This window comes from Micromonospora sp. NBC_00421, assembly GCF_036017915.1.
GTDB lineage: Bacteria > Actinomycetota > Actinomycetes > Mycobacteriales > Micromonosporaceae > Micromonospora.
Window position 1 is genome coordinate 7,131,102 of the sequence record NZ_CP107929.1, and the last position, 21,957, is coordinate 7,153,058.

At 73.0% G+C, this 21,957-nt stretch carries 26 protein-coding genes; 14 read left to right on the forward strand and 12 right to left on the reverse strand.

All coding sequences use genetic code 11. The features are described 5' to 3' along the window. Positions 1–357: 357 nt before the first annotated feature. A complete protein-coding gene (locus tag OHQ87_RS30800) occupies positions 358–873 on the forward strand; it encodes a DUF6232 family protein (RefSeq protein WP_328343593.1) in 516 nt (171 codons plus the stop codon). 10 nt (positions 874–883) lie between these two features. Here the strand turns inward: OHQ87_RS30800 and OHQ87_RS30805 are convergent, their stop codons facing one another. Continuing rightward, positions 884–1,210 (reverse strand): DUF3817 domain-containing protein, encoded by a 327-nt coding sequence (locus OHQ87_RS30805; protein WP_328343595.1) that lies wholly within the window; start codon positions 1,208–1,210, stop codon positions 884–886. A 24-nt stretch (positions 1,211–1,234) separates the two neighbouring features. Next, on the reverse strand, positions 1,235–1,666 hold the full coding sequence (locus tag OHQ87_RS30810) for a hypothetical protein (RefSeq protein WP_328343597.1): 432 nt from the start codon (positions 1,664–1,666) through the stop codon (positions 1,235–1,237). A 128-nt stretch (positions 1,667–1,794) separates the two neighbouring features. Between OHQ87_RS30810 and OHQ87_RS30815 the strand changes: the two genes are divergently transcribed. From OHQ87_RS30815 to OHQ87_RS30825, 3 genes are all read left to right on the forward strand, one after another. Next, positions 1,795–2,112 carry a DUF6158 family protein gene (locus OHQ87_RS30815; RefSeq protein ID WP_328343599.1) on the forward strand — a complete coding sequence of 106 codons (318 nt, stop codon included), beginning with the start codon at positions 1,795–1,797 and terminating at the stop codon, positions 2,110–2,112. Further along, on the forward strand, positions 2,112–2,429 hold the full coding sequence (locus tag OHQ87_RS30820; RefSeq protein ID WP_328343600.1) for a hypothetical protein: 318 nt from the start codon (positions 2,112–2,114) through the stop codon (positions 2,427–2,429). The genes OHQ87_RS30815 and OHQ87_RS30820 overlap by 1 nt, the downstream gene beginning before the upstream one ends. Before the next feature lie 74 nt (positions 2,430–2,503). Beyond that, entirely contained in the window at positions 2,504–3,046 is a 543-nt protein-coding gene (locus tag OHQ87_RS30825) for a DUF1360 domain-containing protein (protein ID WP_328343602.1), read from the forward strand. 61 nt (positions 3,047–3,107) lie between these two features. On the opposite strand, the gene OHQ87_RS30830 is transcribed toward OHQ87_RS30825, so the two are convergent. The 3 genes from OHQ87_RS30830 to OHQ87_RS30840 are packed head-to-tail and all read right to left on the reverse strand — an operon-like array spanning position 3,108 to position 4,748. Continuing rightward, positions 3,108–3,317 (reverse strand): hypothetical protein, encoded by a 210-nt coding sequence (locus OHQ87_RS30830; RefSeq protein ID WP_328343604.1) that lies wholly within the window; start codon positions 3,315–3,317, stop codon positions 3,108–3,110. 29 nt (positions 3,318–3,346) lie between these two features. Next, complete coding sequence (locus OHQ87_RS30835) at positions 3,347–3,589, reverse strand: hypothetical protein (protein ID WP_328349093.1); 243 nt, start codon at positions 3,587–3,589, stop codon at positions 3,347–3,349. A 55-nt stretch (positions 3,590–3,644) separates the two neighbouring features. Continuing rightward, positions 3,645–4,748, reverse strand: coding sequence for a 3-deoxy-7-phosphoheptulonate synthase (locus OHQ87_RS30840; protein WP_328343606.1), 1,104 nt, complete (start codon positions 4,746–4,748; stop codon positions 3,645–3,647). A gap of 312 nt (positions 4,749–5,060) precedes the next feature. Here OHQ87_RS30840 and OHQ87_RS30845 point away from each other — a divergent pair, with 312 nt between their 5' ends. From OHQ87_RS30845 to OHQ87_RS30890, 10 genes are all read left to right on the forward strand, one after another. Further along, positions 5,061–6,218 carry an alkaline phosphatase PhoX gene (locus tag OHQ87_RS30845; protein WP_328343608.1) on the forward strand — a complete coding sequence of 386 codons (1,158 nt, stop codon included), beginning with the start codon at positions 5,061–5,063 and terminating at the stop codon, positions 6,216–6,218. 288 nt (positions 6,219–6,506) lie between these two features. Beyond that, complete coding sequence (locus OHQ87_RS30850) at positions 6,507–6,722, forward strand: hypothetical protein (protein ID WP_328343610.1); 216 nt, start codon at positions 6,507–6,509, stop codon at positions 6,720–6,722. Between the two features lie 275 nt (positions 6,723–6,997). Then, positions 6,998–8,290: a M16 family metallopeptidase gene (locus OHQ87_RS30855; protein WP_328343612.1), complete on the forward strand. Its 1,293-nt coding sequence runs from the start codon at positions 6,998–7,000 to the stop codon at positions 8,288–8,290. Continuing rightward, the gene (locus tag OHQ87_RS30860; RefSeq protein WP_328343613.1) at positions 8,287–9,633 is read left to right on the forward strand and encodes a M16 family metallopeptidase; all 1,347 of its coding nucleotides are present in this window, start codon (positions 8,287–8,289) and stop codon (positions 9,631–9,633) included. Before OHQ87_RS30855 ends, OHQ87_RS30860 begins: the two co-directional genes overlap by 4 nt. Before the next feature lie 280 nt (positions 9,634–9,913). Further along, the gene (locus OHQ87_RS30865; RefSeq protein ID WP_328343615.1) at positions 9,914–10,939 is read left to right on the forward strand and encodes an aspartate-semialdehyde dehydrogenase; all 1,026 of its coding nucleotides are present in this window, start codon (positions 9,914–9,916) and stop codon (positions 10,937–10,939) included. A 177-nt stretch (positions 10,940–11,116) separates the two neighbouring features. Continuing rightward, on the forward strand, positions 11,117–11,533 hold the full coding sequence (locus OHQ87_RS30870) for a CBS domain-containing protein (protein WP_328343617.1): 417 nt from the start codon (positions 11,117–11,119) through the stop codon (positions 11,531–11,533). A gap of 188 nt (positions 11,534–11,721) precedes the next feature. After that, positions 11,722–12,093, forward strand: a complete 372-nt coding sequence (locus tag OHQ87_RS30875; protein WP_328343619.1) for an SCP2 sterol-binding domain-containing protein — start codon at positions 11,722–11,724, stop codon at positions 12,091–12,093. Then, entirely contained in the window at positions 12,093–14,153 is a 2,061-nt protein-coding gene (locus tag OHQ87_RS30880) for an amylo-alpha-1,6-glucosidase (RefSeq protein ID WP_328343622.1), read from the forward strand. The genes OHQ87_RS30875 and OHQ87_RS30880 overlap by 1 nt, the downstream gene beginning before the upstream one ends. A gap of 92 nt (positions 14,154–14,245) precedes the next feature. Beyond that, on the forward strand, positions 14,246–14,995 hold the full coding sequence (locus OHQ87_RS30885) for a lysophospholipid acyltransferase family protein (protein WP_328343624.1): 750 nt from the start codon (positions 14,246–14,248) through the stop codon (positions 14,993–14,995). Between the two features lie 699 nt (positions 14,996–15,694). Further along, on the forward strand, positions 15,695–16,093 hold the full coding sequence (locus OHQ87_RS30890) for a hypothetical protein (protein WP_328343626.1): 399 nt from the start codon (positions 15,695–15,697) through the stop codon (positions 16,091–16,093). Here OHQ87_RS30890 and OHQ87_RS30895 read toward each other — a convergent pair. The 7 genes from OHQ87_RS30895 to OHQ87_RS30925 all read right to left on the reverse strand — a co-directional run bounded on the left by OHQ87_RS30895 (position 16,048) and on the right by OHQ87_RS30925 (position 21,898). After that, positions 16,048–16,773, reverse strand: coding sequence for a hypothetical protein (locus tag OHQ87_RS30895; protein ID WP_328343628.1), 726 nt, complete (start codon positions 16,771–16,773; stop codon positions 16,048–16,050). The two genes, OHQ87_RS30890 and OHQ87_RS30895, sit on opposite strands and share 46 nt — an antisense overlap. 75 nt (positions 16,774–16,848) lie before the next feature. Next, positions 16,849–17,565, reverse strand: a complete 717-nt coding sequence (locus tag OHQ87_RS30900; protein WP_328343630.1) for a response regulator transcription factor — start codon at positions 17,563–17,565, stop codon at positions 16,849–16,851. Then, positions 17,535–18,752: a hypothetical protein gene (locus tag OHQ87_RS30905; protein WP_328343632.1), complete on the reverse strand. Its 1,218-nt coding sequence runs from the start codon at positions 18,750–18,752 to the stop codon at positions 17,535–17,537. The genes OHQ87_RS30900 and OHQ87_RS30905 overlap by 31 nt, the downstream gene beginning before the upstream one ends. Continuing rightward, entirely contained in the window at positions 18,742–20,031 is a 1,290-nt protein-coding gene (locus tag OHQ87_RS30910; RefSeq protein WP_328343633.1) for an ATP-binding protein, read from the reverse strand. The genes OHQ87_RS30905 and OHQ87_RS30910 overlap by 11 nt, the downstream gene beginning before the upstream one ends. Before the next feature lie 155 nt (positions 20,032–20,186). Further along, entirely contained in the window at positions 20,187–21,038 is an 852-nt protein-coding gene (locus OHQ87_RS30915) for an alpha/beta fold hydrolase (protein ID WP_328343635.1), read from the reverse strand. Then, on the reverse strand, positions 21,035–21,574 hold the full coding sequence (locus tag OHQ87_RS30920; RefSeq protein ID WP_328343637.1) for a DUF4240 domain-containing protein: 540 nt from the start codon (positions 21,572–21,574) through the stop codon (positions 21,035–21,037). Before OHQ87_RS30920 ends, OHQ87_RS30915 begins: the two co-directional genes overlap by 4 nt. A 126-nt stretch (positions 21,575–21,700) precedes the next feature. After that, complete coding sequence (locus OHQ87_RS30925; RefSeq protein WP_328343639.1) at positions 21,701–21,898, reverse strand: DUF397 domain-containing protein; 198 nt, start codon at positions 21,896–21,898, stop codon at positions 21,701–21,703. Positions 21,899–21,957 lie beyond the last annotated feature (59 nt).

Here is a 21,957-nt window from a genome sequence, read left to right on the forward strand (position 1 = left end):
CGCGCAGACAAAGCAGCGTCGAATGTTGCCGGAGCGGTGCGGCGTGTCGTTGTGGCAGCTGGAAACGGGTGCGGCCGGGGAGGGGGCGGTGACCGGGTGCTGAGTGGTTAGCGAGGAAGGTCTGATTCGTCGTTCCAGGCGGATACCGATGGGGATCGCGTGGGAAAAGAGGGATAAAACCGGAATGGTGGCCAGATGTGCCGGAGCAGGGAAGTGGCGGTCGCCGGATCTGTCGGAAATCGGGAAGCGGCCCGGGTGTGCCGGCAACAGAATGGAGCCTCAGCCGGGAATCCCGCCGTACGCAGGTGGATATCGCGGTGGGACACACCGGCCCCCGTCGGCCCCTGGGAGGACGCCGTGCAGGCAGACCGCGCCAGCACCCGACCGCCGCGCTGGTCCCGACCGACCACGCTGCTGTACGCCCGGCCCGGGATCGTGGTGACCACCGAGCGGTTCACCGCCGGCCGGAGCAGTTACGCCGTCGCCGACCTCACCCACCTGCGCACCGGCCGTGGGCCGCACGACCGGCTCGCGGCCCGGGTGGTCACCCTCGCCGCCGTCGGCGCGGGTACGGCCGGGGTGCTGCTCGGCTTCACCGGCGGCCTGGAACGGCTCACCGCCGGGGCGTACCTGGGGCTGGGGGTGGTGTGCCTGATGCCGGTGCTGCTGGTGCTGCTCGGGGACCGGTGGCGACCACCGGCCCACGAACTGCACGGGCACTGCCACGGCACCGAGCTGCTGCTGTTCAGCAGCGACGACCGGGAGCAGTTCGACCAGGTGGTCGACGCCCTGCACCAGGCCCGGGAGGAGCACCGCTACCCCGACGCCGACGACCCGTCACGCACCGCCGCCTACTGGCGACCGGCCCGCTGAGCACGGGCCGTCAGAGGACGGCCGGCTCCGGGGTACGGGGACGCGCGGTGGACAACTCGCGGGTGACCTTGCGCTCCGCCACGAACGACACGAAGGGCACCGTGCCGGCGAGCATCACCAGGAGCATCCGCTTCAACGGCCAGTCCACCCGACGCCCCAGGTCGAAGGTGGCGGCCAGGTAGAGCAGGTAGAGCCAGCCGTGCGCGGTGCCGACGACCGCCACCACGATCGGCTCGTCGAACGCGTACTTCAGCGGCATGCCGATCAACACCAGCACGGCCAGCGCCACGCCCACGATCCAGGCGATCACGCGGTACCGGGTAAGGGCTCCGCCCACCGTCGTCCGTCCTTCCGACCGGCCTCAGCCGGGATAGTCGCCGGGCCTCGCGCCCGGATTGGCGTTCAGCCAGTGCAGATAGCGGTTGTACGCGGCCAGGTCGGCGTCGTCCGCGCCGTCGGCCGGGGCGGCCGGCACCCGGGCGACCCGCACCGGACGGCGTACCGCCGGGGTGGCCGACGGTGCGGTGGCGGTGTCGACCGGTGCCGTCTCGCCCGGCGCGGTGGCCGGCGGCGGCGCGGTGTGCGGGCCGCGCAGCGTGTGCCGGACCTCACGCCACCAGACGAAGACCACGAAGCCGGCGAAGATCGGCCACTCCACCGCGTACGCCCAGCTCAGCGTGTTGCCGGAAGCGGCCCGGCTGATCTGCCACCAGCCCAGCGCCAGGAAGCCCGTCACCAGGACGACCAGGGCCACGTGGCGGAGGATCCACGCCGGGGTCCAGAGCCGCTTCATGCCGTCGAGGGTACCGGGGCGGGCCGGTGTCTCCGACGCGGCGTCGTAGCTGGCGCGCCGGAGGGTTTGGTGACATCCCGGCTGGGCATCCGTCTAGACACCAGCACAGTCGAACCCGAGGGGGCGACATGACCGAATCAGTACACCGCTCCGAGGCCAGCCCGGAACAGCGGATGCCCGAGTGGGACGGCGACCACGTCCACCACGCGGCCACCGTGATCTCCGGGACCGACGGCGAGCTGCTCGGGGTGGACCCGGCCGAGCTCGACGAGGACGACCTGATCCGCGAGTTGCAGAGCCTGCACCGCACCCGGCTCGACACACTCCGGCACGCCGCCGACTCGGCGCTCGCCAACCACCTGCGACGCACCGCCGAGTTGGAGACCGAGTACCTGGCCCGGCACCCCGGCCGCGAGGTCGACCCGCACCGGCTGCGGGACTCCTGATGGGCGTGCGCGCCGAGCGGGGCATGTCCGCGCCCCCCGAGGTGGTGTTCAGCACCGCCACCGACCCCGACCGGACCGACGCCTGGTTGCCCGGGACGCTGCGGGCCGACGGCCCTGCCCCGACCACCCGGTCCGACCACGAGCTGCGGGCCCGCTGGGACGGCCCGGACGGCGCGGCCGAACTCCAGGTCGCACCGGCCGACGCCGGCGGGGCCCGGGTCCGGCTGGAACTGCCCGCCGGGTCGGCCGACGGGCTGGCCGACGAATCCCTGGTCAACCTCGAACGTGAGGTCGCCGAGAACCTGACCGCGGGCTGACCCCCGACCCGCCCCGCTGGACACCGAAGACGTGATGCGAAGCACCCACCGATGCGAACGGACGAGGAGACCCGGTGACCGACAGCGGCCTGAAGCAGAAGGTGACGCGTCTGCGTCAGGCGTACGCGCCGCACGAGCATCGCCCGTTGGGTGGTTACCTGGCGGCGATGGGCACGTACGCCGGGGTGACCGCCTCCATCGCGGCGCTGGTGAAGGCGACCGGTCGACCGGTGCCCGAACGGCCCTCCCCGGGTGACGTGGTGCTGCTCGCCGTCGCCACCCACAAGCTGAGTCGGCTGCTCTCCAAGGACGCGGTGACCAGCCCGCTGCGCGCCCCGTTCACCCGCTACGACCACCCGATCGGCAGCGGCGAGGTGATGGAGCAGGTCCGTGACCAGGGCAGCGCCACCCGGCACGCGATCGGCGAGCTGCTCAGCTGCCCGTTCTGCCTGGCCGTCTGGGTGGCCACCGGGCTGACCGGTGGCCTGGTGCTGGCCCCCCGGCTGACCCGGCTGGTGGCGACCGCGCTGACCGCCGTCGCCGCGTCCGACTTCCTCCAGATGGGGTACGCGGTGGCCCAGCAGGCCGCCGAGGGCGGGCGTCCCGACGAGAAGTGACAGGTACGCGGAAGGGGCCGGCGGATCGTGTCCGCCGGCCCCTTTCCCGTCATCCGCCCGCTCAGGTGGGGGTGGTGCCGTGGTCCTCACCCGCCCAGCCGCGCGACGTCTCCGGTTCCCGCTCGTCGGCGTCCGCGCCGGTGATCACGTCACTGTCGACGGCGGTCCGGTCGTGCTCGTTGGCGAAGTCCGGCTCGGGCAGGGTGTCCTGCCCCTCGGGGGGTTGGCCGAGGGCCGGCACCCGCTCGTGGTGTTCCTGCTGGTCGGACATCTCGATCTCCTCTCGCCGGCAACGGCCGGTCAGCCCGCCGTCCCGCCCAGCAGGTCGGCCACCTCGTCCACCGCGTACTCGCCCTCGGGGAGCGCGGCGACCCGGGTGAGCAGCTCCGCCGGCAGGCCCGCGCTGACCGCCGAGCGGTAGATGTCGGCCTGGCTGAGCCGTTCCTGGCCGTGGTAGATCTCGTCCAGCAACTCGTCGAGCTGCCGGATGTCCGGCTGGTCGGTCCCGGGCAGGTCGTCGGTCACGGGTGCGTCGTCGGTCACGGGTGCGTCGTCGGTCACCCCGCCCTGCTACCCGGGGTCGAAACGGTCAAACCCGTCAGGCCGGGGTGGGCAGGGTGGCCCGGCGGGCCCGGACGGCGGCTCCGAGGTGCTCCAGCACCTCCGCCGTGGTGCCCCAGTCGATGCAGGCGTCGGTGACCGACTGGCCGTAGGTCAGCTCCCGGGTCGGGTCCAGGTCCTGCCGGCCCGCCAGCAGGAAACTCTCCAGCATGATGCCGACGATGCCCCGCTGCCCGGCGGCGAGCTGGGCGGCCACGTCGGCGGCCACCCTCGGCTGGTTGCGGTGGTCCTTGCCGCTGTTGGCGTGGCTGGCGTCGACCACCAGCCGCTCCGGCAGCCCGGCCGCCCGGAGCAGGTCCAGCGCCCCGGCCACCGACCCGGCGTCGTAGTTCGGCCGGCCCCCGCCGCCGCGCAGCACCAGGTGCCCGTCGGCGTTGCCCCGGGTGTGCATGATCGCCGGGGTGCCGGAGACGTCGATGCCGGGGAAGACGTGCGGCACCTCGGCGGCCCGGATCGCGTCCACGGCGGTGGCGATGCTGCCGTCCGGGCGGTTCTTCATGCCGATCGGCATGGACAGCCCGGAGGCGAGCTGCCGGTGCACCTGGCTCTCCACCGTCCGGGCACCGATCGCGCCCCAGGCCACCGTGTCGGCGATGTACTGGGGGGTGATCGGGTCGAGGAACTCGCAGCCCACCGGGAGCCCCAACCGGACCACGTCGCGCAGCAGCGCCCGCGCGGTCCGCAGGCCGGTGTTCACGTCACCGGAGCCGTCCAGCGCCGGGTCGTTGATCAGGCCCTTCCAGCCGACAGTGGAACGCGGCTTCTCGAAGTAGACACGCATCACCACCAGCAGGTCGTCGGCGTGCCGGTCGGCGGCCTCGCGCAGCCGGTGCGCGTAGTCGAGCGCCGCCGCCGGGTCGTGCACCGAGCACGGGCCCACCACCACCAGCAGGCGGTCGTCGGCGCGGTCCAGCACCCGCCCGACCGCGCGTCGACCGGCCAGCACGGCCGAGGCCAGCGGCGGATCCAGGGGCAGCTCGTGCAGGAGCAGGGCGGGGGTGGTAAGCGGCACGACACGGTCGATCCGTTGGTCGATGACCGCGCCGTTGTCCGGGGTCGGCCCGTTGTCCGGGGTCGTCACGGGGGAAGTCCTTCCGCCGACCGTGCCCGGTGCCGGTGCCCGGGTCGAGCCGGCTGCTCGTAAACAGAAGGGCAGGAAGCTGAAGGCTCCTGCCCGGCCGGCTCGAAACGCGGTGACGTCAGCTCATGGTGAGGTCACCGGCTCCGCAGCCGGCTGCCTAAACCATCGATACGAACGTGTCACGCCGGCAAGCGTACCCGAGGCGGAGGAAAGACTCATCCGGTAGTCGGCCGAACCTCGCCTGACGTTCACTTCCGGCACGGCGACCGTCGGTAACTTCGGCGGCACCGCTCGCATCCCCCGGAGGTTCCGATGGACCGTCGTACCGTCCTGCGCGCCACCGTCGCCGGTGGGGCCGCCGCCTTCGCCGGCAGCCTCTGGTCCGGCGCCGCGCTGGCCGCCCCGGCCCAACCCGGCGTCGGCCCCTACGGTCCACTCGGCACCGCCGACGGCAACGGCATCCAACTGCCCGCCGGCTTCACCAGCCGGGTGATCGCCCGCTCCCGGCAGGTGGTCCCCGGCACCTCGTACACCTGGCACAACGCTCCCGACGGCGGGGCCTGCTTCGCCGCCGGCACCGGTTGGATCTACGTCTCCAACTCGGAGATCACCCCCAGCGGCGGCGCGTCGGCGGTGCGGTTCACCGCCGAGGGGACGATCGCCTCGGCGTACCGCATCCTCTCCGGCACCAACCAGAACTGCGCCGGCGGCGCGACGCCGTGGGGGACCTGGCTCTCCTGCGAGGAGATCAGCCGGGGCTTCGTCTACGAGACCTACCCGCAGGGCGGCACCGCCGCGGTGCAGCGCCCGGCGCTGGGCCGGTTCAAGCACGAGGCGGCGGCGGCCGACCCGGTCCGCCAGGTGATCTACCTGACCGAGGACGAGACCGACGGCTGCTTCTACCGGTTCCGCCCCTCCGTCTGGGGCGACCTCTCCGCCGGCACCCTGGAGGTGCTGGTCGCCGGCACCGCCACCAGCGGCCCGGTGAGCTGGGCCCGGGTCCCCGATCCGGACGGCTCGCCGACGGCGACCCGCAACCAGGTCTCCGGGGCGAAGCGGTTCACCGGCGGCGAGGGCTGCTGGTACGCCGACGGCACCTGCTGGTTCACCACCAAGGGCGACAACCGGGTCTGGGCGTACGACGTGGTCGGCCAGCGCATCGACCTGGCGTACGACGACTCGCTGGTGACCGGCGGCAGCGCCCCGCTGACCGGGGTGGACAACATCACCGGCACCCGCTCCGGCGACCTCTACGTCGCCGAGGACGGCGGCAACATGGAGATCAACCTGATCACCCCGACCGCAGTGGTGACGCCGTTCCTGCGGATCACCGGGCAGTCCTCGTCGGAGATCACCGGGCCGGCGTTCTCGCCGGACGGCAGCCGGCTCTACTTCTCGTCCCAGCGCGGCACGTCCGGCCTCTCCGCCGGCGGCCTCACCTACGAGGTACGCGGCCCGTTCCGCTCCTGACGCCCGCCCGCTACGCCCGCCCGCTACGCCCGCCCGCTACGCCCGCACGTCCCCCGCTCGCCCCTCGGGCCTCGTCTCCGTCCCGCTCATGACCGCGCTCGGTCCCCGACGATGGCCGTCTGTCGAATTCCGCCGATGATCGTGCTCGATCCAGGATGTAGTGGCCTCAGGTCGGCGGGAGGCCCCTACATCCTGGATCGAGGGGTGGGCTCGGGCGGTGGGGGATCTCGTTGCGGGGTTGGGGGTCTGGGGGCGTGGCGGAGGCGTCGGTGGGGTATCGACAACCTCATGACCCACGAGCAGAGCGACCAGGAACGGGTGGAGTCCCGGGCCCACCTGCTGCCCGAGGAGGCAGCGGTCGGCAGCGACGACCCGCAGGCCCAGGCCGAGGCGATCCTCGCCGAGTCTGATCTCCGCGAGGCCGACCAGCGGGCCGCCCCCGACACGGTGCTGGAGCACCGGACGTCCGAGCAGACCGTCACCACGATCGAACCCCCCGACTGACCCACCCCTGACCGATCCACCCGCTGACTGATCCACCCCCGACCCACTCCAGGTCGCCGAGGTGGCGGTGTCCACTTCCGGGTGATCCCGCCACCTCGGCGTCATTGAGTCGATCAAGGCCGGTTGTTCGCCCGTCGAGGCCAGGTGGACAGGCCGGGCGGACAGGCCAGGTGGAGTGTGGTCCGGGTGGTGTGCCGGTGCGGGCGGTGGTGGTGCGGCGGGGCCGGACGGTGGCGCGTCGCCCCGGCGGCGTGGAGATCGGATAGCGTCGGGTCATGCCCGACAGCGGTTACCCCTGGCCCATCGAGACGACCCGACTGGACAACGGCCTGCGCGTGGTGGTGAGCGAGGACCGCACCGCCCCGGCGGTCGCGGTCAACCTCTGGTACGACGTGGGCTCCCGCCACGAGCCGGCGGGACAGACCGGCTTCGCCCACCTCTTCGAGCACCTGATGTTCGAGGGCTCGGTCAACGTCGCCAAGACCGAACACATGAAGCTGATCCAGGGCTCCGGTGGCTCGCTCAACGCCACCACCAACCCGGACCGGACGAACTACTTCGAGACCGTCCCGGCCGAACATCTGGAACTGGCCCTGTGGCTGGAGGCCGACCGGATGGGCGGGCTGGTCCCCGCGCTGACCCAGCAGACCCTGGACAACCAGCGGGACGTGGTCAAGAACGAGCGTCGACAGCGCTACGAGAACGTCCCGTACGGCGACGCCTGGCTGCGGCTGCTCCCGCTGCTCTACCCGCCGGGGCACCCCTACCACCACGCGACGATCGGGTCGATGGCCGACCTGAACGCCGCCGACCTGGCCACCTTCCAGGCGTTCCACCAGACCTACTACGCGCCGGACAACGCGGTGCTCACCGTGGTCGGCGACGCCACCGCCGCCGAGGTGTTCGCGCTGGCCGAGCGGTACTTCGGGGGGATCCCGGCGCGCGGTGACATCCCCGCCGCGCCGGACGGCCACACCGTCGCCCGCACCGACCGGCCCGCCGTCGAGACGGTCACCGCCGAGGTTCCGGCCGCCCGGGTCTACGTCGCGCACCGCACCCACCCGTTCGGCAGCCCCGGCTACGACGTGGCCACGGTGGCCGCCACGGTGCTCGGCAGCGGCCGGGGCAGCCGGCTCTACCAGCGCCTCGCCGACGGCGAACGGCTCGCCCAGCCGGACCTGGTCGGCGCGTACGGGGTGGACCTGGCGCACGCCCCGGCGCCATTGATCGCCACCGCCACCGCCCGCCCCGGGGTGACCGCCGAGCGGCTCACCGAAGGGGTCGCCGAGGTGGTCGACGAACTCGCCACCGTGCCGGTCACCGCCGCCGAGCTGGACCGGGCCAAGGCGCTGCTCAGCACCGCCTGGTGGCGGCAGATGGCCACGGTGGACGGCCGGGCCGACGCACTCGGCCGGTACGCCACCCAGATCGGCGACCCGGCGAAGACCGCCGACCGGCTGCCCGGCTGGCTGTCGGTGACCGCCACGCAGATCGCCGAGCTGGCCGCCGACGTGCTCACCCCCGCCGACCGGGTGACCCTGACCTACCTGCCGGAGGAGACCTCATGACGCTGATCACCACCCGTCCGGGTCCGGGCACCGCCCGGCCCTACCGGTTCCCGACGGTGGTCCGGCGGGAGGTCGCCGGTGGCCGGGTGGTCGCCGCGCACCTGCCCGGCCAGAACCTCGCCGTCGCGTTGCTGCTGCTCGACGCGGGTGCCGGGCGTGAGCAGGTGGGCAAGGAAGGGCTCGGCGCGGTGCTGGCCAAGGCGCTGGAGGAGGGCACCGCGCAGCGGGACGCCACCGGCTTCGCGCTGGCCGTCGAGGGCCTCGGCACCGAACTGGCCACCGGGCTGGACTGGGACAGCTTCCAGGTCAGCGTCCAGGTGCCGGTGGACCGGCTCGGCGCCGCGGTGGAGCTGCTCGCCGAGGCGGTGCGGACGCCCAGGCTCGACCCGGACGACGTGCGCCGGGTCCGCGACGACGAGGCGACCGCGCTGCGGATGGACTGGTCCAACCCCGGTCCACGTGCCGACGCGGCGCTACGTGCCGACCTGTTCGGCGCGCAGAACCGGTGGGGCCGGCCGCTGTACGGCGACCCCGGCTCGGTGGCCGGGCTGGACGTGGAGGACGTCACCGTCTTCCACTCCGAGTGGTTCCTCCGCCCCGGCACCCTGATCGTCGCCGGTGACCTGGACCGGATCGACCTGGACGCGCTGGGCGCGGCGGCGTTCGCGGGCACCGGCGGCGGTCCCGTCGAGCGGGGCGGCCCGATCGAGGTGGCGCTGCCCGCCGGACGGCGGATCATCCTGGTGGACCGCCCCGGCTCGGTGCAGTCCACCCTGCGGCTGGGCCACCCGTCACCGCACCGCGCCCACCCCGACCACGTGCCGATGACGCTCGCCGGCACGGTGCTGGGCGGGGCGTTCACCTCCCGGCTCAACCACCTGATCCGCGAGGTACGCGGCTACACGTACGGCATCCGGGGCGACTTCGCCTCGTCCCGCCGGTTCGGTCGGTTCGCGGTCAGCTCCGGCGTGCAGACGTCGGTGACCGCCCCGGCCCTGGTCGAGGCGATCGGCGAGATCACCCGTACCCGGGCCGGCGGGGTGACCGAGGACGAGCTGGCGGTGGCCCGGTCCTGGCGGGCCGGTCAGCTCTCGGTCGAGTTGCAGAGTCCCCGGGCGATCACCTCGGCGTTGACCACCCTGGTCGTGCACGACCTGCCGGACGACTACCACGCGCGGTTGCGGGAGGAACTGCTCGCCGCCGACGTCGCGCAGGTCTCCGCGGCTGCCGGCGAGCACCTGCACCCGGATGCGCTCACCCTGGTCATCGAGGGGGACGCGGCGCTGATCCGCGACGAGCTGGTCGCCTCCGGGCTCGGCGAGGTGACCGACCACGCCGGCTGAACGGCGCTCGACGGGTGGCCGACCACCGGGCTGAGGGCAGGTCGGGGAGCGGGGCGGTGTGATTCCGGTCGCGCCGCCCCGGGAGGGCCGGGCCGGGCCGGTGGTGCGGATGCTGCGGCCGGACGGCCTGGTCACGGGCGATCTTCCGGGGCTTCGGGGCGTACCGTCGGGTGGTTTGTGGTGTGGTGGGGGGCACGGGCGGTGACCGGCGGGCGGGCGGTGACCCGGGCGGTGGGAAAGGTTTCCCGCCGTGGGCCTGCGGCTGGGTAGCCTCGCGGGCATGAGGATCGGCATTGTGGGAGCCACCGGCCAGGTCGGTGGGGTCATGCGGCAGGTGCTGGCGGAACGCGGGTTCCCGGCGGAGCAGGTGCGGTTGTTCGCCTCGGCCCGGTCGGCCGGGCGCACCCTGCCCTGGCAGGGCGGCGAGGTCACGGTGGAGGACGCGGCCATCGCCGACTACTCCGGGCTGGACATCGTGCTCTTCTCCGCCGGCAAGGGTACGGCGAAGGAGCTGGCGCCCCGGGTCGCCGCGACCGGTGCCGTGGTGATCGACAACTCGTCGGCGTTCCGCACCGACCCGCAGGTGCCGCTGGTCGTCGCCGAGGTCAACCCGCACGCGATCGCCGACCGGCCGAAGGGCATCATCGCCAACCCGAACTGCACCACGATGGCCGCGATGCCGGTGCTGCGCCCGCTGCACGACGAGGCCGGGCTGGTGAGCCTGGTCGTCGCCACCTACCAGGCGGTCTCCGGTGCCGGTCTGGCCGGCGTCGCCGAGCTGGACGAGCAGGTCCGCAAGGTCGTCGAGGGGGCCGCCGGGCTGGCCTACGACGGGGCGGCTGTGGAGTTCCCCGCGCCGCGTTCGTTCGCCCGGCCGATCGCCTTCAACGTGCTCCCGCTGGCCGGCGCGATCGTCGACGACGGCTCGTTCGAGACCGACGAGGAGCAGAAGCTGCGCAACGAGAGCCGGAGGATCCTGGAGATCCCCGAGCTGAAGGTCTCGGGCACCTGCGTCCGGGTGCCCGTCTTCACCGGCCACTCGTTGCAGATCAACGCCCGGTTCGCCAGGCCGATCACCCCGCAGCGGGCCCGGGAACTGCTCGACGGTGCCCCCGGGGTGGCCCTGTCGGACGTACCGACGCCGTTGCAGGCGGCCGGTCAGGACCCGACGTACGTCGGCCGGATCCGGGCCGACGAGACCGTAGAGCACGGCCTGGCGCTGTTCTGCGCCAACGACAACCTGCGCAAGGGTGCCGCGCTGAACGCGGTACAGCTCGCCGAACTGGTCGCCGCCGGACTCCGCTGACCGGTCGCGTCGGGTCGGGCGCTCTCGGCGTCCGGCCGGTCCCGCCGGGCCGGCGTCCCCCGCGCTCGGCCCGGCGGCGGGGACGGCCGTGCCGGTCACCGGGTGCGCTGGTGGAGGTGCGTTACCTGGTCGGGAGCGGCGGGTAGACGGCCGTGCCGACACCGAGAGGAGAGCGCCATGACAACGGTCGGAGAGTTCATGACGACCCGGTTGGTGACGATGGACGGCAACGACACGCTCACCGCCGCCGCGCAGGAGATGCGGGACAGTGCGATCGGCGACGTGGTGGTGACCAGCGGTGACGACGTGGTCGGAATCGTCACGGACCGGGACGTCACCGTCCGGGCGGTAGCCGAGAGTCTGGACCCGAACCGTACCCGGCTCAACGAGATCACCAGCAGGGACGTGATCACGGTCAGCCAGCACGACGACGCGGTCGCCGCCGCGGACCTGATGCGCACCTACGCCGTACGCCGGCTGCCGGTGATCGACGACGGCCGGTTGGTGGGCCTGGTGTCGATGGGTGACCTTGCGGTCGAACGGGAACCCCAGTCGGTCCTCGCGGACATCAGCGCCGACGACCCCAACAACTGACCTCCGCATGCGGACGACCCAGACGCCGGCCCCCGGGACATCCCGGGGGCCGGCGTTCGTCGTCCCCGTCGGCGCGGGTGCCGGCCCCGGCGGATGGCCTCACCCGATCCGGGCGAGGTTGACGGCGGACCGGGCGGGGATCCCCCGCCGGTACCGGCAGGCGGATGGGACGACGGGGGAGAGGCCCGATGGTGGACGCGACCACGAGGTTCTTCGAGAGTCTGGAGCGGCGGGGTTACGAGCCGCTGTTGGACAAGGCCGTGGGGACGCTGCGGTTCGACCTGCACGAGGGGGCGCAGACCACCCACTGGCTGCTCCGGGTTGACCGGGGCAAAGTGGCGGTCAGCCAGGAGGACCGCGAGGCGGACACCGTCATCGGGACGACTCCGGCGTTGTTCGAGGAGATGGCGGCGGGTCGGGAACACGGCCTGGCGGCGCTGCTGCGCGGCGACATGACGGTGACCGGGGACGCCCGGCTGGTGGTGCAGATCGAGCGGGTCTTCCCCAGTTCCCCGGACGCCCAGGGGCCGCACCGGCTCCACCAGCGGGAGGTGCGGTGATGGGACAGAGCAACACGGTCCGGATCCTGGACGGCAACACGTTCGTCGTCTCGGAGGAGACCGGCGACATCGAGGCGACACCGACCGAGCCGACCGGCCTGTTCTCCCTCGACGTCCGCTTCCTGTCCCGCTGGGTGCTGACCGTCAACGGGGAACGGCTCAACGCGCTGTCCTACGACGACCTCCAGTACTACGAGGCGCGGTTCTTCCTGGTGCCCGGGATGGCCACCCACTACGTCGACGCGAAGCTGTCGATCATCCGGGAGCGCGCGGTCGGTGGCAGCTTCCGCGAACAGTTGACCATCCTGAACCACGACGAGAAGGCGGTCGACCTGGAGGTCCGGATGGACGCCGGGGCCGACTTCGCCGACCTCTTCCAGGTCAAGGACGAGATCCTCAACAAAAAGGGCGAGCTGTACGCCGAGGCCGAGTCCGACCGGCTGCGGCTGGGCTACCGCCGGGGCAACTTCCGGCGGGAGACGGTCATCTCGTCGTCCCGGCCGGCCCGGTACGACCGGAACGGCTTCGCGTACTCGGTGCACCTGGAACCCAACGAGGAGTGGACCGCGGAGATCGACGTACAGACCTTCGCGATCGGCCCGGGGGGCCGGGACCTGCGGCTGGGCGTGACCGTGCACGGCCACGAACGGCTCGCCCTCGCGCACGACCTGGAGGAGTGGATCGCCAAGGCCCCCAAGGTGAACAGTGAGCACGACCGGGTGGCCGCCACCTACCGGCGCAGCCTGATCGACCTGGCGGCGCTGCGCTTCGCGCCGCTGTCGCTCGGCGGCCAGACCCTGCCCGCCGCCGGCCTGCCCTGGTTCATGACCATGTTCGGCCGGGACAGCATCCTGACCTGTCTGCAGGTGCTGCCGTTCGCCCCGGAACTGTCCAAGACCACGCTACGGATTCTGGCTGCCCTCCAGGGCACCCGGTTCGACGACTTCCGGGACGAGGACCCGGGCCGGATCCTGCACGAGATGCGCTACGGCGAGACGGCCGCCTTCGAGGAGCAGCCGCACTCGCCCTACTACGGTTCGGTCGACGCCACCCCGCTGTTCGTGGTCCTGCTTGACGAGTACGAGCGGTGGAGCGGGGACGTCGCGCTGGTCAAGGAGTTGGAACGGGAGTGCCGGGCCGCGCTGAGGTGGATCGACGACTACGCCGACCTGGCCGGCAACGGCTACATCTGGTACGAGCGGCGCAACACCGAGACCGGGCTGGAGAACCAGTGCTGGAAGGACTCCTGGGACTCCATCTCGTACGCCGACGGTAGCCTGCCGCCGTTCCCCCGGGCCACCTGCGAGGTGCAGGGCTACGCGTACGACGCGAAGCGCCGGGCGGCCCGGATGGCCCGGGAGTTCTGGGACGATCCGGCGTTCGCCGACCGGCTGGAGCGGGAGGCCGCAGCGCTGAAGGAGCGGTTCAACCGGGACTGGTGGGTGGCCGACGGGGAGTACTACGCGCTGGCCCTCGACCCGGACGGCCGGCAGTGCGACGTGCTCAGCTCCAACATCGGGCACCTGCTGTGGAGCGGGATCGTCGACCACGACCGGGCCGAGAAGATCGCCAGGCACATGGTCGGGCCCCGGCTGTTCACCGGCTGGGGCGTGCGTACCCTCGCCGAGGGGGAGGTGCGGTACAACCCGATCGGCTACCACAACGGCACGATCTGGCCGTTCGACAACTCCTTCATCGCCTGGGGCCTGCGCCGGTACGGCTTCGCCGAGGAGGCCGCCACCATCGCCAACGGCATCCTCGACGCGGCCACCTACTTCGAAGGGCGGCTGCCCGAGGCGTTCGGTGGTTATCCCCGGGAGCAGACCAAGTTCCCGGTCGAGTACCCGACGGCGTGCAGCCCGCAGGCCTGGTCGACGGGCGCCCCGCTGCTGCTGCTGCGGACCATGCTCGGCCTGGAGCCGCACGAGGGGCACCTGGCGGTGGAGCCGGTGCTGCCCGTCGGGATGGGCCGGATCGAGGTGTTGGACATCCCGGGCCGGTGGGGACGGGTGGACGCCTTCGCCCGGGGCCGGGCCGACCGGCAGCGGCTGGCCGACTGACCGGCGTGCCGTACGCCGACCGCGCCTCGGCCGGGCTCCCCGAGCCGGCTCCGCCCTACGGTTCCGTAACCTACGCGGGGTAAAGTAACCGGATGCCGGAACTCGTTTACCCGCCCGTGATCGCCGCCGCCAAGACCATGTTCCGGGTCCTCGACCTGCGGCTGACCGTCGACGGCAACCACCACGTGCCCCGTACCGGTGGGGTGGTGCTGGCCAGCAACCACGTCAGCTACCTCGACTTCATCTTCTGCGGGTACGGGGCGCACGAGTCCCGGCGGCTGGTCCGGTTCATGGCCAAGCACGAGGTCTTCGCGCACAAGGTCTCCGGCCCGCTGATGCGCGGCATGAAGCACATCCCGGTGAACCGGTCGGCGGGGGTCGGTTCGTACAACACGGCGGTGGACGCGCTGCGCCGGGGCGAGGCGGTCGGTCTCTTCCCGGAGGGGACGATCAGCCGTTCCTTCACGGTGAAGGAGTTGAAGACCGGCGCGGCCCGGATGGCGCAGGCGGCGGCGGTGCCGCTGCTGCCGGTGGCGCTGTGGGGCACCCAGCGGCTCTGGACCAAGGGCCGGCCGAAGACCCTGACCCGGCGGCACACCCCGATCACCATCCTGCTCGGCGAGCCGATGGACCCGGCCGCCTATCCGGACGCCAACGCCATGACGGCGGAGCTGAAGACCCGGCTGGCCGCGCTGGTGGACCGGGCCCAGCGGGAGTACCCCGACAAGCCGGCCGGCCCGGACGACACCTGGTGGCAGCCGGCCCACCTGGGCGGTACCGCGCCCAGCCTGGAGAAGGCCGCCGAACTGGACCGCCGCCCCCGCCGCTCGACCGCCTCCTGACCGCCTCCTGACCGCCCGGCGCATGCGGTCGACGCCGCCGCCCTGGTGTCATACGCGCGTCCTGTAGAGCTGATGACGAAAACGAATCGGGATGAACTCCGTCCGGCGCGGCCTCGACGCCGCGGCAGAGCGGCCACCACAGGTGATGCGTCGAGTCATCGGGCCGGTGCCGCCTCGTCGCGCCCTTCATGATCGTGCTGCAACCATGTTGTCAACACCGTTGCGTTAACGCCGTGGGCGGCTGGTCAACCCGGGACAGAAAGTGCCCGATCGGGGAGCGGGGTGGGCCAGCTTGGCGATCATGGAGTGGTGGTGCCGGCTTTGGGGGTTTTGCGGGCGTTCTGTTACCCACCACAACTCCATGATCGGCGAGGCAGCGGTGGTTGACGAACAGCCGTTCCACCTAACGCAACGGTGTTGACCATGTTGTAGTGGCCTCCGTTGTTCAGAAGCCCACTACAACATGGTTGCAGCACGATCATATGGCTGAGGCACCGCGCGGGAGCGACCGGAACCAGCCGAACAGCGATGGCGGATGTGGTCGCGGTGACGGTGGCGGTCGCGGTCGCGGTCGCGGTAAGGATGCGGTGACGGTGACGGTGGTGGGTGCGGTCCCGGTGGGGATGCGGTGGCGGTGGTGGTGGTGGTGGTGGGTGTGGTCGCGGTGACGGTGGCGGACGCGGTCGCGGTGGGGATGCGGTGGCGATGGCGGTGGTGGGTGTGGTCGCGGTGGGAGTCCGCCTTCCCGGCCGCACCGGCCCCCCGGCCGCACCGGCCCCCCGGCCGCACGGGCCCCCCGGCCGCACGGGCCCCCCGGCCGCACCGGCCCCCGGCCCCGCCCGCTCGGCCTCGCTCGCCCGCTCGGCCCTGCTCGACCGCTCGGCCCTGCTCGACCGCTCGGCCCTGCTCGACCGCTCGGCCCTGCTCGACCGCTCGGCCCTGCTCGACCGCTCGGCCCTGCTCGACCGCTCGGCCCTGCTCGACCGTTCGGCCCTGCTCGACCAGCCATGCCCCGCCCGTGCTGTTCGCGGTCCACTGTGGCGCGTGGTCGGTCAGCTGCCGACGGCGTCCTGCCCCGCCGGCTCGGGGGTGCGGTAGTAGTCGTCGCGGGAGAGGAACTCCACAGGCAGCGAACCGGGCAGGGTCACCCGCGCCTCACCTGTCATCGGAGCGGCGGTGGCCCGTCGGATCAGCACGTCCCGCTCCGGCGGTGCCAGCTCCACCAACTCGGGACGGGTGACCCGGAAACAGGCCACCGTCCGTCGGATCAGCCGGGCCAGCTCGGTCACCGGGCCCACCTGGCCACCAAGGGCCAGGGTGGGTTGTTGGATCGTCCGCAGCGCGTCGCAGACCACAAGCAGTTCGGCGTCCGGAGCCGTACCGTGCGCCCCGGAGGGGGTGGACCGTAGCTCCAGCCGGGACGGCCACTGCCAGCGGACCTGCCCGCTGACCAGGCGAGGCAACCGGACGGCCCGCCGGTGCCGGACGCCCGCCGAGTCGATCTTGCCGGCGACCAGGGCCAGGTCACCGGCGAGGCAGACGTACGCGAGGCGACGGTCGGTGACGGTGACCGAGGCGGGTGCCGGCAGGACCCACTGCCGGCGGGTGCCGGTCGGGCTGAGTAGACAGCCGGCCACCGACGTCAGGTACCGGCCGAGCACCCGTTCACCGGGTTCCGGGACCAGGTCGTGGTGCCGGTCGAGTACGGGGGCGAATTCGTCCTCCGGCGCGTCGAACCGATGCGGTGCGATGAAGAACGGGGACATGTCCTCGCGCATCGTCACGACCTCCCCCGCGCAGTGGTCTCGTGGCGTTCAGCCTCACCGACCCGTGACGCGCTGTCATGACACCCGTTAGGGGGTCGGCCGGTCGTACGACGCCTGTGACCGGTAGGTGCCGATCTCCTCCGGCCGGACTAGTCCGTCCTCGATCGCCCGGGCCAGGAGAGCGGCCTTCGTGGCGGCCGGTCGGCCCGCTCGGGTGTACTTGATCCGGGCCCGGTCCACATATTGTTTGACGGTGTGCTCGCTGATCTGCATCCGGCGGGCCACCGACGCCTTCGACATCGACTGGAACCACAGCAGCAGTGCCTCGCGTTCCTTGTCCGACAGGGCCGGTCGGTCCGGGCGCGGATCACCCACCATCGCCCCGGCCAGGGCCGGCGGCACGTACGGGCGGTCACTTGCGGCGGCCAGCACGGTCGCCACGCAGTGTTCCCGCCCCTCGTGTTTGGCCAGGAACGCGGTCGCCCCGGCGTCGAGCGCCGTGAGTATCGTCGCCGGATCGGTGTGCTCGGAGTAGACCACCACCCGCCGACCGGCGGTGCTCAGCTCGGCCAACTTGTCGATGACCATCCGCCCGCGCAGCCGCAGATCCAGCAGGATCACGTCTGCCTCCGGCGCGGTCCGCAGCACCAGGTCCGGGTCGTCGCCGGTGGCGAGCACCCGTAGTCGAGGCTCGGTGGACAACCAGGCCCGCACTCCGTCGATCACCACCGGATGGTCGTCGACGATCGACACTCCGACGGGTCGCTCCCCGCTCATGGCCGGTGCCACCGGGTCTGCGTCCACCTGATCTCCCCGTCCCGCTCCTGTAGGTGTTCCACCTGTTCGTCGTCGCCCGCCGGAGCGAACGGCGGGTCGCCCGGCTGGGCGCCCGGCGCGTCGGCCGTTCCCGGGCCGCCCACGTCCGGTGCCACCAGGCTGACCGCCACCTCGTCCGGACCGGCCACCACCGTCAGCCGGGCCCAACCGGTGGCGGCGGCCAGCGCGGCGGCCAACGGGTCGGCCAGCCGCCGGCGGACCTCCACCGGCAGCGGCGGCGGCGTGCCGATGGCGATCAACTCGATCGGCAGCCCGTTGCGTTCGGCCAGGTCGGCGGCGGCCCGCAACTCGTGCAGCAGCGGATCCGGCACGTCGTCGGATTCGGCGATCAGCCGGCGCAACCGGGTCGCCGCCAGCACGCACCGGCGCTGCACGAACGGGTCGGTCGGGTCGGCGCGACCATCGGCCAGCTCCGCCAGCACCTGCTCGGCGGCCCCACCGACAAGCGCCAGCCGGGTCCGCCGGTCGGCCAGGGCCCGTTCGGCGGCGTCCCGTTCGGCGCGTACGGCGAGGGTCGCCGCGGCGGTGCCGGCCCGGTCCCGGGCGAGGGTGGAGATCACCGCGGCACCGGCGAAGACCGCCACCGGCAGCGACGAGGTGCCGTAGACGTACATCGTGAAGCGGGTCAGGTCGGCGGGGGCGGTCGCGCCGTGGCCGATCAGCGCGGCGAGCGCGATCACCGAGTGACCGGCCGACAGGGCGATCATCCAGCGGATCGGGCGCCCCCAGAGCACCACCACGAGGAACCAGGCCAACCCGGTCCACGCCCAGTTCCCGGCGGCGAAGAACTGCCGTTCGCCGGCCGCCGCGAAGACCGCCGTGTCCACCGCCAGCAACGTGGTCACCAACGGCAGCACCGGCGGCAGGGTGCCGTGCAGCAGCCGGTGGGCGGCGTACCCGCCGACGACGAGGGCGGTCAGCCAGCCCACCGCGACCACCGTCGGCGCGGCCAGCTCGGACCAGGCGCCGAGCAGCGCCGGCAACCCGATCGCGGTGTGCCAGACCAGCGCGATGGCCACCGCCGCGATCCGGGCGCCCCGGTCCGAGACCCGGGCCACGTCCACGGCGGTGCCGTCGGCCACCGCCAGGCTCCCCGACGACATCACCGGCCGGGGTACGCGGGCCGGTGCCGTCGCGCTGAGGTCAGTGGACATCCGGCCATTCCAGCCTGATCCGGGTGCCCTCGCCAGGGGCGGAGGTCACCTCCGCCCGCCCGCCGACATCGGCCAACCGGCCCCGGATCGACTCGCGTAGCCCGTACCGATGGGCCGGGACGGTGGCCGGGTCGAAACCGGGACCGTCGTCGACCACCTCGACCACGACGCCGCCGTCGTGCCGGCCCAACCGCACGACCACCTCGGCATCCGGCGCGTGCCGGGCCACGTTGGCCAGCGCGGCGGCGGTGGCGTCGACGAGCGCGGCGACCACCCCCGCCGGGGCCGTGCAGGGCGGCAACGTGGCGGTCACCGTCAGCTCCGGGTGGATGGCGAGCAGCGCGCGTAGACCGGCGTCGACATCGGCCGGACCGGCCCCGACAGCGATGCCGACCTGGCCGGCCTCATTGCCGACCTGGCCCGCCTCGTTGCCGGCCGGAGCGGTCTCGTTGCGGACCTGGCCGGTCTCGTTGCCGACCGGGTCGGTCGAGGGGGTGGACCGGGCGTTCGCGAGCGCCACCAGGGTACGCAGATCCGCGTCGGCCCGTTCGCGTAACGCCGCCGAACCGGCCGGCAGGGCACCCAGCCCGACCACGGTCAACGTGGACAGGACCGTGTCGTGCAGGTCCCGGTTCTGCCGCCGTTCCACCTCCCGGACCGTCCGGGCAAGCACCGCCTCCCGGCGCAGCCGCTGGAATTCGGTGAAGGCGGCGTCGGCCCGTCCGATCCACCGGCGCATCACCGTCGCCGTCATCGCCGCGCAGCCTGTCTGCACCAGCAGGGTCGCCGCGTGCGCGGACGCCTCGACGGTGTTGCCGGCGGCCGAGGCGCCGGCCGCGTATCCGGCGGTGACCAGCAGGCCCGCCGGCACCGACCAGCGGACCGGCGCGGTGGCCTGCGCGTTGATCACCGTGGTGCTGGCCAGCACGGCGAGCCAACTACCCTCGCCCGGCAGCACCTCCGGGGCGACCAGCAGCGGGGCTAGCAGGCTCGCCGCGAAGGTGAACGCGACGTCCCCGGCGACCAGCCCGGGACCGATGCCGACCCGCAGCGCACGCGCCGCGTACCAGACGGACCAGCCGGTCAGTGCGATCACGGCGGCTAGCAGCACGGGCACCCGGACCGGCGCGGTGCGTACCGCCAGCGCGGTCGCCGCGCCGAACAACCCGCAGGTCAACCGCAGCAGCGCCGGCAGGGTGGTGAAGATGAGCTGCAACGCGCCACCCGCCGGCCGATCCAGCAACGACGGTGACGAGGTCGGAGCGGGGAGGGCCGACATCAAGAGGAGTGCGTCCTTCGGGCGGTGACCCGTCCGGGTCTGCTCGGCGGTGCATCGACGCCGGAGAATAGCATCAGTTTCCCTAACTGATCACCATTGGTGTACGGCGTGTCGCGTGGCGTTCCGCACCTGCGTCGGGCCGGCCCCGCCGCCGATCAGCGGCGCAGCCACTCCAGGGCTGCCGATGCACCGCCGAGCACCGAGATGTGGCCGTCGTCGGCGGTGATCCGCAGCTCGGCCGTCGGGCAGACCCCGGCCAGCCAACGGCTGTGGGTGGCCGGGACCACCCGGTCCCGCCCGCCGTGCAGCAGCAGCACCGGCACCCGCACCAGGGCCGGGTCGAAACCCCACGGCGCGACGTACGCGAGGTCGTCGTCGACAAGCCCCGCCGGGCCGCCCCGGACCGCCGGGCCGACCACGCTGTCGAACCAGGACCACGGCCCGGCCAGGGCGGCCAGGTCGGCCGGGGTGAACTCCGGGTCGTAGTCGACGTCGGACGCGGCGTGCCGTTCCTTGGCCGCCCGGCCCTCGGTGGCGGCGCGCAGCGACGCCACCCCGGACGGCGTCATCCCGGCGAACCAGTCCAACCCGGCCGCGTCGTAGGGGGCCAGACCGGCGCCGGCGACCACGGCGGTCACCCGGTCGGGCAGCAACGCCCCGCAGGCCAGCGCGTGCGGGGCACCACCGGAGTGGCCGAGGGTGGCGAACCGGTCCAGGCCCAGCGCGTCGGCCACCCGGGCGGTGTATCCGGCCGCCGAGGCCACGTCCCGACCGGGGCGACGGGTGGAACCGCCGTACCCGGGCCGGTCGTAGGACACCCAGCGCAGGCCGAGGCGGTCGGCGGCGGCGAACAGCGGGGCGGGCGGGGTGCCGATGTTGGGGGTGCCGTGGTGCCAGACGACAGGCAGCCGGCCGGTGCCGTCGTCGCCGGTGTCGTAGACGTGCAGGGTGCCGCCGTCCGGCAGCGCCAGGTCGGTCTCGGTCAGCGCAGCGGGTGGGTGGCTCACTGGTCCGCCCAGCCTGTCGGGTTGGTGCACGACTCCCGGGAGATGCCGGAGCCGGTCCGGGGCCAGTCGCCGAACCGCTGCTCGTGCAGGCGGCCGAAGAAGTAGCAGATGCCCTGCAGGTAGCCGTCGGGCAACGCCCAGCTCGGGTCGGCCCGGACCGCCTCGTAGAACTCCCGCCCCAGCGCCACGACGTGGCCCCGGCCGTAGAGGAAGCCGTCGTCGGAGCCGTCGATCACCGCATGCACGTCGGCCCGGTCGATGTCGTACAGCTTGCGTTCGACCACCCGGTCGAGGTCGGTCAGCTCGGGGCCGGACAGGTCGGCGCAGAGCTGGCCCAACTGGTCGAGGAAGGCGTCCAGCCAGGCGTCGATCGCGTAGGCGCTGTCGTCGTCGGCGGCCCGGTCGCGGGTGAGCAGCGCCCGGCGCAGCGCGGCCGGCTCGGGGCCGAGTCGCTGCCAGGCGGCCTCCACCAGGCCCCAGAACCGGGCCTCCTCCTCGGCGGTGGGCAGCCGGGTCGCGGTCTCCGTGTCACTCATAGGCCGGACGGTAGCGGGCCGCCCCGACGTTTTCCGGGGATCCGCTTCGTTCGCCGGGTGACCGGGAGGGCGCGCTACGGCCTCGGGGCCGCCCTCCCGGTGGTGGGCGGCCCCGGACGGCGGCGGTCAGCGCAGCCCGTGGCGTACCTCGTGGACGAAGGTGGACCAGGCGGTCGGGTGGAAACGCAGGGTCGGGCCGGACTGGTCCTTGCTGTCCCGTACGCCGATCACGCCGGGCAGGTTGTCGGCCACCTCGACGCAGTCGCCGCCACTGCCGCCGCTGCGGGTGCTCTTGCGCCAGAGGGCACCGGCCAGGTCGTTCATGCTCGCTCCTCGATGATCGTCCCCGGCAACAACAGGGGTACGCGCAGGGCGCATGGAAT